Annotated in this window: 18 protein-coding genes; 11 read left to right on the top strand and 7 right to left on the bottom strand. The window is 43.5% G+C overall.

The genetic code is table 11. The annotated features are described in order from the left end of the window. Positions 1-23 precede the first annotated feature (23 nt). From AC0YN0_RS27085 to AC0YN0_RS27040, 10 genes are all read left to right on the top strand, one after another. Positions 24-1,190, top strand: a complete 1,167-nt coding sequence (locus AC0YN0_RS27085; protein ID WP_475824071.1) for a nucleotidyltransferase domain-containing protein — start codon at positions 24-26, stop codon at positions 1,188-1,190. Positions 1,191-1,265: 75 nt separating this feature from the next. Continuing rightward, positions 1,266-2,207, top strand: coding sequence for an aldolase (locus AC0YN0_RS27080; protein WP_475824070.1), 942 nt, complete (start codon positions 1,266-1,268; stop codon positions 2,205-2,207). Next, positions 2,204-2,500: a lasso peptide biosynthesis PqqD family chaperone gene (locus AC0YN0_RS27075; protein ID WP_475824069.1), complete on the top strand. Its 297-nt coding sequence runs from the start codon at positions 2,204-2,206 to the stop codon at positions 2,498-2,500. The genes AC0YN0_RS27080 and AC0YN0_RS27075 overlap by 4 nt, the downstream gene beginning before the upstream one ends. Beyond that, positions 2,497-2,988, top strand: a complete 492-nt coding sequence (locus AC0YN0_RS27070; protein ID WP_475824068.1) for a lasso peptide biosynthesis B2 protein — start codon at positions 2,497-2,499, stop codon at positions 2,986-2,988. The genes AC0YN0_RS27075 and AC0YN0_RS27070 overlap by 4 nt, the downstream gene beginning before the upstream one ends. A gap of 21 nt (positions 2,989-3,009) precedes the next feature. Continuing rightward, the gene (locus AC0YN0_RS27065) at positions 3,010-4,815 is read left to right on the top strand and encodes an ABC transporter ATP-binding protein (protein ID WP_475824067.1); all 1,806 of its coding nucleotides are present in this window, start codon (positions 3,010-3,012) and stop codon (positions 4,813-4,815) included. A gap of 51 nt (positions 4,816-4,866) precedes the next feature. After that, positions 4,867-6,792 carry an asparagine synthase-related protein gene (locus AC0YN0_RS27060; protein WP_475824141.1) on the top strand — a complete coding sequence of 642 codons (1,926 nt, stop codon included), beginning with the start codon at positions 4,867-4,869 and terminating at the stop codon, positions 6,790-6,792. Positions 6,793-6,926: 134 nt separating this feature from the next. Beyond that, the gene (locus AC0YN0_RS27055) at positions 6,927-7,073 is read left to right on the top strand and encodes a paeninodin family lasso peptide (protein WP_475824066.1); all 147 of its coding nucleotides are present in this window, start codon (positions 6,927-6,929) and stop codon (positions 7,071-7,073) included. 157 nt (positions 7,074-7,230) lie between these two features. Further along, positions 7,231-9,153, top strand: a complete 1,923-nt coding sequence (locus AC0YN0_RS27050) for an asparagine synthase-related protein (protein ID WP_475824065.1) — start codon at positions 7,231-7,233, stop codon at positions 9,151-9,153. Positions 9,154-9,187: 34 nt separating this feature from the next. Beyond that, entirely contained in the window at positions 9,188-9,325 is a 138-nt protein-coding gene (locus AC0YN0_RS27045; RefSeq protein ID WP_475824064.1) for a paeninodin family lasso peptide, read from the top strand. A 119-nt stretch (positions 9,326-9,444) separates the two neighbouring features. Continuing rightward, positions 9,445-9,582, top strand: a complete 138-nt coding sequence (locus AC0YN0_RS27040; protein ID WP_442052558.1) for a paeninodin family lasso peptide — start codon at positions 9,445-9,447, stop codon at positions 9,580-9,582. 227 nt (positions 9,583-9,809) lie between these two features. Here AC0YN0_RS27040 and AC0YN0_RS27035 read toward each other — a convergent pair whose 3' ends face one another. From AC0YN0_RS27035 to AC0YN0_RS27010, 6 genes are all read right to left on the bottom strand, one after another. Beyond that, on the bottom strand, positions 9,810-10,250 hold the full coding sequence (locus AC0YN0_RS27035) for an oxidoreductase (protein WP_475824063.1): 441 nt from the start codon (positions 10,248-10,250) through the stop codon (positions 9,810-9,812). A 244-nt stretch (positions 10,251-10,494) separates the two neighbouring features. Next, positions 10,495-10,893 (bottom strand): hypothetical protein, encoded by a 399-nt coding sequence (locus AC0YN0_RS27030; protein ID WP_475824062.1) that lies wholly within the window; start codon positions 10,891-10,893, stop codon positions 10,495-10,497. 370 nt (positions 10,894-11,263) lie between these two features. Further along, a complete protein-coding gene (locus tag AC0YN0_RS27025; protein WP_475824061.1) occupies positions 11,264-11,950 on the bottom strand; it encodes a hypothetical protein in 687 nt (228 codons plus the stop codon). 137 nt (positions 11,951-12,087) lie between these two features. Next, positions 12,088-12,372 carry a hypothetical protein gene (locus tag AC0YN0_RS27020; RefSeq protein WP_475824060.1) on the bottom strand — a complete coding sequence of 95 codons (285 nt, stop codon included), beginning with the start codon at positions 12,370-12,372 and terminating at the stop codon, positions 12,088-12,090. Beyond that, positions 12,372-12,647: a hypothetical protein gene (locus AC0YN0_RS27015; protein ID WP_475824059.1), complete on the bottom strand. Its 276-nt coding sequence runs from the start codon at positions 12,645-12,647 to the stop codon at positions 12,372-12,374. The genes AC0YN0_RS27020 and AC0YN0_RS27015 overlap by 1 nt, the downstream gene beginning before the upstream one ends. A 139-nt stretch (positions 12,648-12,786) precedes the next feature. Continuing rightward, the gene (locus AC0YN0_RS27010) at positions 12,787-13,254 is read right to left on the bottom strand and encodes a hypothetical protein (RefSeq protein ID WP_475824058.1); all 468 of its coding nucleotides are present in this window, start codon (positions 13,252-13,254) and stop codon (positions 12,787-12,789) included. A gap of 518 nt (positions 13,255-13,772) precedes the next feature. Here AC0YN0_RS27010 and AC0YN0_RS27005 point away from each other — a divergent pair. Further along, entirely contained in the window at positions 13,773-14,327 is a 555-nt protein-coding gene (locus AC0YN0_RS27005) for a hypothetical protein (RefSeq protein ID WP_475824057.1), read from the top strand. A 212-nt stretch (positions 14,328-14,539) separates the two neighbouring features. On the opposite strand, the gene AC0YN0_RS27000 is transcribed toward AC0YN0_RS27005, so the two are convergent. After that, positions 14,540-14,887, bottom strand: a complete 348-nt coding sequence (locus AC0YN0_RS27000) for a winged helix-turn-helix transcriptional regulator (RefSeq protein ID WP_475824056.1) — start codon at positions 14,885-14,887, stop codon at positions 14,540-14,542. Between the last annotated feature and the right edge of the window lie 189 nt (positions 14,888-15,076).

The raw sequence follows: 15,076 nt of genomic DNA, 5'->3' as shown, positions 1-15,076 counted from the left end.
TCTAATGATAGTGGGGTTCTTTCATGAAAAAAGCAGCGAGTATTGATTTAAGCGATATTTCGAATGAATTGTCATTTCTGTTATTCATTCTGCGCGATGTTCAAGAGTTGGATGAGAAGAGGATTCGAGAATACGCTTCAACTATGAAGTGGGATTCATTCATACAATTAACCTTGCATCATCGTGTTTATCCTATCGTTTACTTAAAGCTAAATCAAATCCGTTCATCTCTTATTCCTGCCGATATTATGGAGACGCTCCGCTATCATTACAATTCCAATATCCTTAAGATGATGCAGTTGACTAAAGAGATGAATAAGATTTGCGGAGAACTATCAGAGAACGGCATTCGCACCATTTTGTTGAAAGGCCCTACTTTGGCCATTCAGCTTTACGGTGATATGTCGCATAGGACTTCCAAGGATCTGGATATTCTGCTCGATGCCGAAGATGTGGAAAGAGCAGAGGAAGTTTTGACGCGGCTTGGATACGAATTAGAGGATAAGCGTTCATTAAATCACAATTGGAAAGAGAAGATGCATCATCTTTCCTTCCGTCATAAAGAACATTCTGTACAAGTTGAAATGCATTGGCGATTAAATCCTAACTCCAGTGATTCTCATTCATTCAATCGACTGTGGGGACGCAGAAGTAAAGTTCTTTTATTAAAACAGGAATTTCATTGCTTAGGAAATGAAGACCTGCTCTATTATCTTGCTGATCACGGCGCCAGACATGCCTGGTTTCGATTGCGCTGGTTAATGGATATCGATCGTCTAATGCCTAACATAGATAGCGGGAAAATGCATGATTACTTTAGACAGTACGGTGGGCAAACCTTCATAGGGCAGGCTTTCCTATTAGCCTCTAATCTGCTTGATTCAAAGATTCCACAATCTATGTATCAAGTGACGAATAATAAGAAGGCTCTTCGGCTAGCGAAAACATCTTTGTTTTTTATCAAAAAGATCGTTAAATTAAATCCGGTTCCGGAGAAAAGCGTCGTTTGGCATTATTTCAGGTACACTCTATCCCTACTGACAGGCAGGCAGAAAGCGAAGTATCTTCTGAATCACCTGGAACCTAACGTAGAAGATAAGTCTCTATTGCCGCTATATAAACCATTTCATTTTCTATATGTTCCGCTCCGGCCGTTTCTATGGTTTTGGAGAAATATCATAAATAATTAATTTTTATTTAGAAAAAAGCGACACAAAATGAATATTAAGTGCGAATAGTATAAATAAATACAAGATTTATACGACTTGCTAAACGGGGTGTTTACTCTGAATGATTATCGAATATTTGGTTTGAACATTAGTAGTGAAATTGTTCTGCCTGAAGCATATGAAATACATGGAATTATTTCGGAATTTGATGTAGAAATTAAATTGAATCCACCACTGGAAGATTGCCAGGATCCATTGACAACGGCCAACTACCGCTTCGATAACGGTCGATTTCTCTTTCATGTACCCGAAACAGCCATTTACAGCATTACATCCGGTACCCATATCGCGGTAACCCCGTATCCGGGAGCGGACGAGGCGAAGATTCGGCTTTTCCTGCTCGGAACCTGTATGGGCGTACTGCTCATGCAAAGAGGGATTCTACCCCTGCACGGGAGTGCAGTCGTCATTGACGGAAAGGTTTACGCCATTGTCGGGGAATCGGGTGCCGGTAAATCGACTCTTGCCGCAGCGTTTGTAAGCGCAGGATATCCATTAATGACGGATGACGTTATCGCGGTCTCCTTGTCCAATGATTCGGAAGCACCTACTGTCTACCCGTCCTATCCGCAGCAGAAGCTGTGGGAGGAAAGCATAGAACAATTAGGAATGCTTTCTCACAACTATTCATCGATTTACCAAAGGGTTAACAAATACGCGGTGCCTATACGGTCCCATTTTTGCAGAGAGCCGCTCCCTCTCGCCGGGGTAGTCGAGCTTATCAAAGCTTCCGATCCAGAACCATCTCTTAAAGCCTATAACACATTAGAAGGGCTTCATGCCCTAAATGTGCATACCTATCGAAATTCTCTTCTCCATCTGTTGAACCTGCAGCAATGGCAATTTCAATCGATTGCCCGGCTTGCTTCCGGGCTCCCGGTGTACCAGCTCCGCCGCCCGGCAGACGGTTTCTCCGCCTTTGGCTTAGTTGATCAAATTATAAATATGACCAATAAAAGGGAGGTAGTTATTTCATGAGCGTCGATATCATTACCGCTAACGAACTTGCTGTACAGTCGGACGGTTACCTGGTAAGCGAAATGAACGGGGAGAAGATCATGCTGAGCATCGAGAACGGCAAGTACTACAACTTAGGCCAGCTCGGGGGCCGAGTGTGGGAGCTGATGGCATCCCCTGTATCCATAAAAGACATGGTTAAGCAACTAGTAACCGAATATGAGATAGAGCCCGGAGATTGCGAACAGCAAGTTCGTACTTTCTTGCAGCAGCTTAAATCCGAAGGACTCATACAAGTTAGAAAGGAAAAATGAACTTGTATAGGAAAGCGCTAAGAAAAGTTAAGAGATTTATAGCTTATCCCGCAGACTTGAAGCGGATGTACGCGGAGGCTTATTTTTACTTAGCTTTGGCGAGGGTGCTTAAGCTGCTGCCATTCGCAAAAGTAGCTCCTTCTCTTGGCGAGCATATGAGGGAGACACCGTATACGAGCACGATGGAGCAGGATCTCATCCAGCGCAAGGTATCCAAGGCCGTTCATGCGATGAGCCGCGTCACATGGTGGGAAAGTCAATGCATGGTCAAGGCTGTCGCGGCGATGAAGATGCTGCGGCGTAGAGGAATCGCGAGTACGCTCTATCTGGGCAGCGGTAGGGATGAGACGGGGAAAATGATTGCTCACGCTTGGCTGCGCAGCGGTTCGTATTATGTAACCGGCAATGAAAGACTGGAACGGTATGCTGTCGTTGCCGTGTTCGGGAATCACACAGAAGCCGCGGTTCTGTCGCCAATTAAGCGATAATCCGCATTAGGGGTTTTTCTAATGAAGGATTTATTCTATTTTATACGAAAAATGCGCCAAGTCTCAGGATTCCGTCTGTACCTCAACATGTTCACTACATTCGTTATCAGCTGTCTGGACGGCATCGGAATCTATATGATCGTTCCTATGCTTAGCATTATAGGCGTATTTCAAATGAATATGGATGAAGTGCCGCTTGTCTCTTCCTTATTCTCATTCATCGAGTCATCGTCGATTGAGTTAAACTTGCCGGTCGTACTAGCGATATACGTGATGATCGTAGGGGGACAAGCATTGCTTCAGCGAAGCCAGATGGTGTTGAACTCACGGATTCTGCAAGGCTTCGTCCGTTCGCTCCGGACGGAAACGTATCAGGGGCTGCTTGGGGCGAAATGGGAGTTTTTCCTCCGCAAGCGGAAGTCGGACTTTCATCATGTCATGGTGAACGAGCTCGGACGGGTCAGCTACGGCACTTCCCTCTTCCTGCAGATGGTCACGGGCATTATTTTTACGGTTATTCAAATCGGGCTGGCCTTCTGGCTGTCTCCGTTGTTAACGGCCGTCGTGCTTGTAAGCGGCGGAATACTCGCTCTATTCTCGCGCAAGTTTATTAAGAAGGCGGGACATATCGGCGATAAGACATCGGAGCTGTCTCAGAGCTATTTTGCAGGAATAAGCGATCATTTCAACGGCATCAAGGATATTAAGAGCAACAGGCTGGAACGCTCCCATATCCATTGGTTCAACAACATGAGCAAGGAGCTGGAGAGCAACGTTATCCAATTAGTACGAGTCAATTCTTTGTCCCAGTTCATCTACCGGATCTCTTCCATAACGCTTATTGCCGGCTTCGTCTATTTAGCTTTAGAGGTGTTCCACACGCCGGCTGAGCAATTGATTCTGGTTGTTCTCATCTTCTCGCGGCTGTGGCCGAGGTTTATCGGGATCCAGTCGAATATCGAACAGTTGGCGACCAATCTGCCTGCTTTCAAGGCCATGCGTAAGCTGCAGCAGGAATATGAGCAGGAGAAGGAGCTCATCTTGTCAGGCTCTTCGGACGGGGGAAAGCCATTTCAATTGCAGGAAGGAATCGAATGCAGACAAGTCAATTACCGGTACGACCCTAAAGAGCCGGTGTTTGCTCTGCGTGATATTAACGTCCATATTCCTGCGAATCGCATGACGGCTATCGTTGGTATGTCCGGTGCGGGGAAAAGCACGCTGATCGATATGCTCATGGGGCTTATTCAACCGGAGAGAGGGCAAGTGCTGATTGACGGCGTTACGCTGAGAGACGAGAAGCAGCTTCTCTCGCTGCGGAGCGCAATCGGCTATGTGGCACAGGATCCCTTTCTCTTCAATGCAAGCATTCGGGATAACTTGAAGCTGGTTGACCCTCATGCCGAGGATGCCGAGCTGTGGAACGCTTTGAAATTCTCAATATCCGATGAATTTGTGCGCATGCTGCCGCAAGGTTTGGATACGGTCATCGGCGACCGGGGTATCCGGTTGTCCGGGGGAGAACGGCAGCGAATTGTACTCGCTAGAGCCATCTTGAAGCGTCCTTCCATCCTTGTGCTGGATGAAGCGACCAGCGCGCTGGATAGCGAGAACGAACGGCTAATTCAGGAGGCGCTTGACCGCCTTAAGGGAAGCATGACCATTATCGTCATTGCCCACCGATTGTCGACCATCCGCAATGCGGATCAGGTCATTGTCATAGAGCAGGGCGAGGTTATTCAGCAAGGCGGCTATAAACAGCTGTCTCAAGAGGCCAAAGGAAAGTTCAGACAACTGCTCAACTATCAAACCGGCGTTAACAGTTAGTTCAGTCGCCCCAGGTGCTATTAAATATAACTAGAAAAGATTGGAGTAATGATGAGTGCGATAGCCGGTGTGTTTAATTGTAATGAAGAACCTGTAACTGTCGAAACGATCGAAAATATGATGCAAGCCTTGCAAAAATACCCTGCCCATGAAGTGCGGGTTTGGCATGACCGTTTCGTATTTTTAGGTTGTCACGCGCAATGGATCACACCCGAATCGACTAAAGAACGGCTGCCCTATTACGACGAGCAACATAAGCTCGCCATTACCGCAGACGCGATCATTGACAACCGGGAGGAATTATTTAACCGGTTGCAGGTGGAGCATGTCCGGCGGAAACAGATGACGGACAGCGAGCTTATTTTGGCGGCGTACCTGAAATGGGGGAGGGAAGCCCCGCGATACCTGATAGGAGACTTTGCGTTCATCATATGGGATGAGCAAAAACGCCATCTTTTCGGCGCGCGTGATCTGTCGGGAAATCGAACGCTGTATTATTATCATCATTCCGGGCAGTTTGCCTTTTGCACGGTGATGGATCCGCTGTTTACTATTTCCGGTGTCAAGAAGGAACTGAATGAGTCATGGTTAACCGAGTTTCTCATGATCCCTATCATTTTGGATACGATCGATGTTCACTCCACGGTTTATCATCATATCGATCAAATTCCTCCCGGCCATTCGATTACGGTGTCGGACGGAAACCTTGCGTTGGAGCAATACGGGACATTCCTAACGCCTGTCGGGAATCTTAAACTAAAAACAAACGGCGAATACGAAGAGGCATTTCGTGAAGTCTTTCAGGAAGCCGTTACATCGAAGCTCCGGACATACCGGAGTGTTGGCGCAAGCTTAAGCGGAGGATTGGATTCGGGGGCTGTCGTAAGCTTTGCCGCAAACCCGTTGCGGCAGGAAGGGAAAACTTTACAAACCTACAGTTATGTCCCTCCCTCCGATTTTGTGGATTGGACACCGAAAAGCTTGCTTGCCGACGAGAGACCTTATATCGGGGCCACGGTTCAGCATGTAGGCAATATCGCGCACAACGATTTGGACTTCTCGGGTCGCAACTCCTTTGAGGAAATGAATGACCTGCTCGAGCTGATGGAGGCGCCTTACAAGTTTTTTGAAAATTCATTCTGGATCAAAGGGATTCTCGAGCAAGCGGAGAAGGACGGAGTCGGAGTATTGTTGAATGGAGGGAGCGGGAATTACTCCATCTCGTGGGGCCCGGCGCTGGATTACTACGCTCAGCTTTTAAGAAAGCTGCGTTTGCTGCGTTTTTACCATGAGCTGAAGCTCTATGGCAGAAATATGAGAATCGGGAGATCAAGGTTGCTGCCCATAATCGGCAAACTGGCATTTCCGGTTCCGGCTTTCTTCTCGAAGCCCTCGCCGGATATCCCGCTTGTAATTAATCCGGATTTAGCGGAACGAACCAAAATCATGGATAAACTTAAAAACCATAATGTCGGATTAACCGACTCTTCAATGGACGAATTTGCGGCAAGAATCTATCAGTTCGAAAATTTGGCGTTCTTAAACCATCAGGGGACGTCATCAACGAAATTATCGTTACGCTATGCCGTCAGGGAGAGGGATCCGACCAGTGATCCCAGAGTGGTTCGATTTTGTTTATCCGTGCCTGTAGAACAGTATGTCCAAAATGGTATGGACCGGTCTTTGATTCGAAGATCGACCGAAAATTATTTGCCCGATAAAGTCCGGTTTAATCTTCGCGTTCGGGGTGTGCAGGGGGCGGACTGGATCCATCGCATGATTCCATCGTGGAGTGCTTTTACGGAAGAACTTCATCAGCTTTGTGGTGATACTAGGGCTTCGTATTTTTTAAATGTGAAACAAATTAAAGAATCGCTTTCGAGTATCGGAAACTCGCCCAAACCTGAATTAGCCTTTGATCCGAATGTAAGATTATTAATGCAGAGCTTAATTGTTTACCGTTTTTTAAAAATATAGGATAGTATAAGTTTCACTCATATCCTAACGCCTATATTTCACCGCGAAACGAAAGCTTACGCCGCCAAGGACGGCGACAGCCGTTTACGCTTGGGCAATTTTCATAACGCCCCACATGAAAGGAGGTGATACAAATGACAAAGGAAACGAAGAAAGAATGGCAGCCGCTGACGTTGGAACTCCTTGATGTCAGTGCAACCATGGGTGGAAAAAACGGAGTGTATCCTGACAGAAATGGTAAGGGTAACAATAACGGTCACCCCCATGCAGAGGATTCATAGGATGACTTGCTGCTAGTCCAGATATTTTCGTGGCCCTTACACTTTTATAACGTATAAGGGCCCTTCTTAAAGATAAAGAAGAGGAGGCTTTCTTTATCGTTAAGAGGGTAAGGAAGAAATAGGTGTAATGAATCAGAAGTCGCTAGGGGGTGATTGCATGAGCGTTATTGCCGGTGTTATACAATTCGATAGGCCGCTGCAACCAGAAGATGGAACCGCAGATTTCATGGCAGCCGTGCAACGTTTTCCAGGAGATGGATTTGAAGTTTGGGAGGAAACGTCGGCTCTTCTCGGCTGCCGGTCCCAATGGATAACACCTGAATCGGTTAATGAACGGCTTCCTTATCGGGATGCGCAATCCGGACTGGTAATAACCGCTGATGCAATCATTGACAATCGCGGGCAATTGTTCGAGCAGCTTGAGATTGGGCGAGACAGTAGAAGCGGGCTAACGGACAGCGAACTCATTCTGCTGGCTTATCGCAAATGGGGTCCGGAGACGCCGCGTTATCTAATTGGAGACTTCGCTTTCGTTATATGGGACGCAAGCAGAAAGCTGCTGTTTGGGGCGAGAGATCAGCTTGCCAGCAGGACCCTGTATTATCACCGCAGTTCGAATCAATTCTCGTTCTGCAGTGTAATCCATCCGCTATTCTCCCTAGCGGAAATAGATAAGAGACTATGCGAAGAGAGGTTTGCCGAATTTTTGGCGATACCGACGCTCTTGGATGCGGTCGATGTCCATACGACCTATTATGCAGATGTTTTGCAGCTGCCTCCGGCACACACGTTTACTTTGTATGAGGGGAAGCTAACGGTTGCAAAGTATGGCTCATTAATGCCGGATAAGAGCCTTACCTTGGGCTCTGATGACGAATACGTGGAGGCCTTTCAGGACATTTTTCTAGAATCGGTTCGCTCCAGACTTCGTACCTTCAAGCAGGTGGGAGTCACCCTTAGCGGGGGGCTTGATTCCGGCTCGGTGTCAGGGTTCGCTGCGAGGATGCTTGCCAAGGAAGGCAAGAGCTTGCATGCCTTCAGCTATATTCCGGAGCGGGATTTCAAAGATTGGACGCCCAGAAGCATGTTTGCGGATGAAAGTCCTTATATTCAGTCCATCGTCGATTATGTGGGAAATATCAAGGCGAATTTATTGGATTTGCCGGGGATAAGTCCTTATACGGAGATTGATGAATGGATGGACGGTTTGGAAGGACCATACAAAAATTTCGAAAATGCATTCTGGGTCAAAGGTATCCATGAAGAAGCGGCGAGTCAAGGAATAGGTGTCTTGCTCACGGGCGCCAGAGGGAATTACTCGATATCCTGGGGTTCAGCTGTCGGTTATTACAGCTTGCTGGTGAAGAAGCTCCAATGGCTCCAATTATACCGAGAGATTACGATGTACGGCGAGCAATTGGGCATCGGCCGGAAACGGATCGTTCGCGCGATTAGACAGCAGGTTTTTCCGGAGAAAGGGTCTCCGTTTCAACCGGGAGTGCCTTCCATCATTCAGGCAGATTTTGCAAAGAGCTCCGGGGTATATGAAAAGCTGTCGCAGTATGATGTCGGTTTGCGGGAGTCAACGTATCAAATGCTGAGAGAACGCGAGAATTATTTCAGCAATCAGGCCGTTTTAAGCATGCAGGGCACCATTTCGGCCAAATCATCCTATCGGCTGGGAATATGGGAACGGGATGCAACCAGCGATTTACGTCTGATCAAATTTTGCCTGTCGATCCCCGTGGAGCAATATGTGAAGGATGGCTTTGGACGTTCTCTTATCCGAAGAGCAACGAATCATATTCTGCCGGACAAGGTGCGATTGAATCAGCGGACTCGCGGCGTTCAAGGCATGGATTGGGTGCATCGGATTATTCCCCGGTGGCCGTCGATAGAAGAAGAGCTTCGTACACTGTGCAAGGATGAGCAGGCTTCCCGCTACTTGGATGTGATGCAGGTGAAGGAATCGATGAGCAAGGTAAGTTCGGGAATTAAGCCCGAGCAGGCTGATGATCCTCACTTAAAGTTACTTATGCGCAGTTTGATTGCCTATCGTTTTCTCAAAAGATTAATATAGGAATTTGAATAGTACCTTGAAAGGAGGTGATGGTATGGAGAAAAAACAATGGACAGCTCTTTCGCTGGAAGTGATGGGAGTATCCGAAACAATGGCAGGATTTGGCGTATCGAAAATCGACTATACTTATGTTGACGGCAAGCTCGTAGACCTCGATGTTTATGATTCTTAGTATTCTTCGGCATTAAAGGCCGGAGCAGACTGAAGCCTCACTCAAATATACTTGTGCAGCTAGATAGCTTATCGGTTTCTCAAACGGCAGAAATCGGACATGAAAGGAGGTGGAGTGTAATGGAGAAAAAACAATGGACGGCACTATCCCTGGAAGTGATGCAAGTATCGGAAACGATGGCAGGTTTCGGTGTATCGAAAATGGATTTTACTTATGTTGACGGCAAGCTTGTTGATATTGACGTTTATGATTCCTAGGATTCATCGTATTCCATTGCAGTACTAGAAAACGCCGTAGAGGACCGCAGCTTTAGCTGTGCCTTTACGGCGCTTTTTGTGTTGAGCAACCAATGTTCGGTGAAAATAAAGTGTCAGACTGATGATTATCAAGACCTAAACTAAAGAAAATCAAATAACATAAAGGGTTCTACATATTAGACCATGCATAATATGTAGAACCCTTTATGTTTAACTATCGTCACCCGTTAGCTCAATCGACCGATTTCGTAAGCTTTCTCAATTGCTGCTTTGTAGTTATCCCACTTAAAGTAGAAAGGTCCAATATCGAGCGGTTGATTATTATGTTCTAAGTAAAAATTACTCCACTCTACAATATCTGATTCTTTATCTATGGCTACAGAGATATATCCGCATTCTAAATCACCGCACTGCGGACAAATCAATATTGGATACCTATGATACTTGAATTCAAAAGGAAACTTAAATAAAAAGTAGTCAATTGTAAGCTGTTGTTGCTCATCATTTCCCCAACCAAAGGCAGGCACGAAGTCGTACTCTTTCAGCCTTTGATACAAGGATATCGAATCAATTATTAAGTCAACAAAAACAGTGTTGTTACTTTCATTTGAAACCTCTTCTTCATACCTGCTGGCTAATCTTGTCTCTAGAAAGTTTATGTTAGTCATGGCTTAAATCCCCCAGTATCAGCTCTTAATGCCGCCTATCCATATTAGCACATATTGGAAGTATTCTGCCCGTTAGTTTAATGACACCAAAGAAAAATGACAGATATCATAAATGTACCAAGGAATTTGCGCACATTGATTTTATAGGTGATAAAAGGGGAGTATGGGTATGAAAAAGAGGGGTTCCTATTCGATTAATGTCGACAACCCACGTTTACGTGATTACAGAATAATTGAGTTTGAACTAAAGCGAATCCGTCATTTTCCTAACTCTTATATCAATTAATTCAGAGTTCTCGTTAAAACCAAAAAAGACTTGGACGTCTGTGATAAAGTAATATTCCGTAATCTTGCGGTATTCTCCAATATAAACCGATATATGCTTTTCGCCTACTATCTCCCCTAGAACTACGTCTTTGTAAAAACCATTTAAATCATCTATTTTTAGATCTGACCAACCTTTTTTATTTCTTGAAAAATGAACGACTTCATCCATATGGGTTCCCAATGGAAATTGAGATAACATCTGTTTTCTTATCTCTTCATCGGATCGCATTAAAGGGTTGAACACTATTCTCATACCTTCAATAATTACAATAGCAATTAAAATTAGAACAAATACTAATATCGTTTTTTTTATCATATCCACCACCCTTTGTCTTTTGAATCATAACCTGCAGTTTGCCAACTCTATACTAAGGGTAGCACAGCAATTATTTCGGAATAGTACCATCTTTTTCTAGTACCTGACTGAGTTATGGTACTACGTTCTCCTGCCCGTTAGCGTGGAAAAGGCAGCCGTTCGTTCGGGCCGGCTGCCTTTATGTCGTGGTGCTATCGTTTTCCGTTAGAATTCCTGTAAAACGAATAATTTGGAGGAAAAAAAAAGCAGCCGATCGAGTTGATTAGCTGCTTTCTTTGCTTTATAACACTATCGTCTCCCGTTAATTTAAACAGGTGACCAATGTTATCGGAATGCAGGTATCGTTGAGTTGTTTTCAATTAACTCAATCTTATGGATTACTACCTATCCCAACCACAACCGAGAAGATTCCTTCATCATCGTGCTTTAATATAACGATAAAAGTACCAGGTTTTGCTTCCGGATCGAGAGTCGTAGCAAAATCGTAGTATCCCTTCATCTGTAAAGCGAGATCTTTACTCTCATACTGAACAACATCACGGCTCTCATCAGCAGTATATTCCTTGACTATGACCGCATCACTCGGAATAATTGAGGAAACCTCATGTAATGCTTCCTCTGCAGTGCGCCGAGGGGAAGCTGTATTTTCAAACGACAAGGTTACGTTGTTAGCTGTGTTTTTCTTCGACTCATCATCTTCAGCATACATTATGAGAACTGTATTATTCTGATATGAACTGAACAAATCATCTTTTTCGTTCTCATTTGTTCCACGAACCTGCTCGATAGCCTCCTTGGTATCACCAAGACCTCCTGCTTTGGTGATTAAAGGTTCAATTGCCGAGGCTTGTTCTTTCGTTGGCTCTGGGGTATATACATTATCTGTATTTGGATTAGTTTCTTTCGCTACAGCAGTCTCAACCAACTCACTTGATTCGGCATCCTCATTATTCCCATACCCTTTGTCCTCGTTGACTGAACCACCGCACCCGGCTACAGCTATAGGTAAAGCAATAAGTCCAGCTATAACTATTATTTTTTTCTTTAGTATATGCATAATCAAACCCCCAGCATTATTTTACAACCCCATAAATATAACAAGATATTACTAAACTCCTTTACCATAAATAGAGGCAACCGATCGCCGTGTTCGGTTTTCTTAGTGTCACTATTCAGCTATCGTTCTCCGCTAGTTCAATCATATTTCTTTAAAAAGTCATTAAAAGTTTCAAGTAACTCGCTTGCTAAATGAAAATGATCAGGCTCTATCTGAGTATATAAGATAAGTTCTAATTCATTAATTAATTCACTAATTTCATTTAAAAATTCTTTATAAAACTTGTCTGGTATCAAAGCGGTATATAGTCTGCTCTGTAGTTCTTCTATTCCAAACTCCTTGTTCATAAAACGATCAACTAGTACTTCAAAATGATGAATGCTTATTTCACTCACCCCTATTTTAAATCTTATCTGAGACACTATAGTTCCCCGTTAGTTGAATTTTTGTTAATGTGATCAGTAATTTTAAATGCGTGTTTTAAACAACTTAGATGGTCTAACTTCACACCAATCATATCATTGAATACTTCGTAAATTAGCTTTGCTAATTCTATTTCATTTGTACATGCTATACACTTTTGTGTAATCACATTGATCTCAATATCATACTCGTTCTGTGGAGCACCCCCAGCTAACAGACCGACAGGATCCCAGTTGTTAATCACTTCAGTTAAAAGCTCTTTACGTATTTCCACGCCTTATCACACCGTATTTGCAAACTATATAGCAAAATTATTCTCTAATCTGCTTTACAATCCTGCCTGTTATATAACGAGCAACGGCAATCCGGTCGTGTGCCGGTTGCCGTCATAATCGTGGTACTATCGTCTCCAGTTAGCTTAAACTTTTAACGTATTTTGGATCGCTAAAATTACCATCTTCGCTTTTCTTTATTGAGCCGACCCAAACATCTCCAACTCGAACGCTATACGTTTTATCCTTATCTCCATCTGAAAGGTGAATTGTATCGACTTTATAAGCCTTCCCTTTAATAGCCTTAAATTCGTTTTCACTCATCCAACCTCTTTGAATATTGTCAATTAGATCACTCTCAGTGTATACTTCGCAATCAATATGTGGATGCCAATCGAACATTTCTAACCTATCTCTCAGGTAAGTGTACTTATGAAAAGGGAACTGTTTTTCTAAATTCTCAACATCAAACGTTTTGTCGTAAAAGTGAAGACAATCTTTATAAGCAGCTACCACCTGTGAGTTGATGAAATGTGGGTCGTATAACCATAACTTAATATAAAATTCTTCATCTAATTTTATTAGCTTTTCGTTCCAACTTAGATACACATCTAACATCGCTTAGAGGAGACGGCGATTGTACCAGACAGGAGGATTTCTTCGTGGGATAGCGTAAAATGGATGAATCCAAAGTTTAGCATAATCCCTTTGGAATTGATGAAAATGTTGAATATCTAAATCAATAACTCGTCGTTTCCACTTTTCAATGTTCCTAACATGTCTTTTCCATCCTCTAATTTTCTTCTTATAGCTTAAGAACAATGATAACCCTCCTTTGTCGGACGTTTTTCATTAGCATAACATACAGTCCCATGAACCTTGTCAGCATTAAGCTAAACTGACCTTAATGAATACAGTGAGCAGTTGCCGCGGGAATCTGATCACTGGTTTGGTTCAACTTTCGTTCTCCGTTAGCGCATAGTTGAATGGATTATTCAAATACCTCCAAATATAAGTATAATTCATGATATAATAAATTTGTCAGAAATTGTAATGGAGGGATTGATCTGAAGTCGTTTGCTAAATACTTCTTGGTTGCTCTCACTACTGTTTTAGTTGTGTTGTCTGTGCAACGTTATCCTATCCAAGAGAAGCATTCTGATAACATTGCAGTCAATGATGGTGTTGTGATCACCAAGGAATTTAGCGTTAAGTCCGACACTGCAAATCAAAACTCATCGGTAAAAGGAACGATCATAGTATGGGGCAACAAAGGAATGGCTGAGCGTATACGAATAGTTGCGTCGTTTGAGATTGATCCCGAAGATTTCGGCGGAATGACGGTTTACATCCCGAAGAAATGGTATATCTCTAATATTTTAAGTAGTTATCCTTATAATCAAAAAACATCGCTAGAACCATATGCTTCTGAAACTGATATGAACCTAGGTGATGAATGGAGAAATAGAGTTGAAGTTGGTGTAACTTATTTGCAAGAACCTGCCGGAGGAGGAACTGGAACGATAATGATCGATTTAGTTTCTGATCGAAAAGCAATATTACCATCGGAAACCTTCAACATTTTAGTTACCGTAGGTTCCGATACGAATCCGAAAAATGGTGTGAGGTCAATAGGAGTAGGTTCTATCAAAATTCCGATCTCTGTGAACACTGAGAGTTAAGCTTGAAAACAAAATGGAAGCATTCTCAATCCGTCACGCTAAACTGCCCGTTACTTCAACGAACAAAGGCAACCGATCGCGTGGCCGGCTGCCGTCATGTCGTGGGCTATCGTCCTCCGTTAGATTAATAAATAATGAATAACATAATATGAGAAACGAATCCCCTAATAGTAACGCTAATCGTGTTTAGCGACTATCAAAAAACAAGTATATCAAGTAATTATCGAATGGGTGTAATCCTTCAAATTTTCTTCCCCCCATTCATGCATTGCCTCTATTATTGGAGAAAATTTTGATCCTAAATCTGTTAATGAATACTCTACTCTTGGCGGAACTACCTTGAATACTTCACGATAGATTAATTTATCCTGCTCCAATTCCCTCAACTGTTTTGTCAACATGGCCTCGGTAATCTCCGGAAAACATCGACGGATCTCTCCAAAACGTCTAGGCTCCTCTGAAAGATACCATAGTAGTAAGAGTTTCCATTTCCCTCCTAACATTTGTTGAACTTTTGATAAACCACAGTCAGGTGTACGGAACTTAGTATTTTTAGTCACATTTCTCCTCCTCCCAAAAAAGCCAATTGAAATCTCATTACTATCAAAAAACATAGTACCTATTAAAAATGACAGTACTTGTTGTTATCGCCTATAAGAGATAAGGTAATAGTACCACGTTTGCTGTTGGAATGGAAATTGAGCATTGGGGGACCTTGTCAATATGGACGTGGAAACAATCAATAGAAA

The sequence above is a fragment of the Paenibacillus sp. J22P218 genome (genome assembly GCF_056269195.1).
Note: the sequence above shows the minus strand (reverse complement) of the source record. Positions and strands in the feature narration are given on the sequence as shown.

What these genes read in the sequence shown, in the direction of transcription:
- AC0YN0_RS27045 (WP_475824064.1), top strand. Translation starts at nt 9,188, where the DNA reads ATGGAGAAAAAACAATGGACAGCTCTTTCGCTGGAAGTGATGGGAGTA.
- AC0YN0_RS27055 (WP_475824066.1), top strand. Translation starts at nt 6,927, where the DNA reads ATGACAAAGGAAACGAAGAAAGAATGGCAGCCGCTGACGTTGGAACTC.
- AC0YN0_RS27035 (WP_475824063.1), bottom strand. Translation starts at nt 10,250, where the DNA reads ATGACTAACATAAACTTTCTAGAGACAAGATTAGCCAGCAGGTATGAA.
- AC0YN0_RS27060 (WP_475824141.1), top strand. Translation starts at nt 4,867, where the DNA reads ATGAGTGCGATAGCCGGTGTGTTTAATTGTAATGAAGAACCTGTAACT.
- AC0YN0_RS27085 (WP_475824071.1), top strand. Translation starts at nt 24, where the DNA reads ATGAAAAAAGCAGCGAGTATTGATTTAAGCGATATTTCGAATGAATTG.
- AC0YN0_RS27070 (WP_475824068.1), top strand. Translation starts at nt 2,497, where the DNA reads ATGAACTTGTATAGGAAAGCGCTAAGAAAAGTTAAGAGATTTATAGCT.
- AC0YN0_RS27065 (WP_475824067.1), top strand. Translation starts at nt 3,010, where the DNA reads ATGAAGGATTTATTCTATTTTATACGAAAAATGCGCCAAGTCTCAGGA.
- AC0YN0_RS27030 (WP_475824062.1), bottom strand. Translation starts at nt 10,893, where the DNA reads ATGATAAAAAAAACGATATTAGTATTTGTTCTAATTTTAATTGCTATT.
- AC0YN0_RS27040 (WP_442052558.1), top strand. Translation starts at nt 9,445, where the DNA reads ATGGAGAAAAAACAATGGACGGCACTATCCCTGGAAGTGATGCAAGTA.
- AC0YN0_RS27050 (WP_475824065.1), top strand. Translation starts at nt 7,231, where the DNA reads ATGAGCGTTATTGCCGGTGTTATACAATTCGATAGGCCGCTGCAACCA.
- AC0YN0_RS27025 (WP_475824061.1), bottom strand. Translation starts at nt 11,950, where the DNA reads ATGCATATACTAAAGAAAAAAATAATAGTTATAGCTGGACTTATTGCT.
- AC0YN0_RS27075 (WP_475824069.1), top strand. Translation starts at nt 2,204, where the DNA reads ATGAGCGTCGATATCATTACCGCTAACGAACTTGCTGTACAGTCGGAC.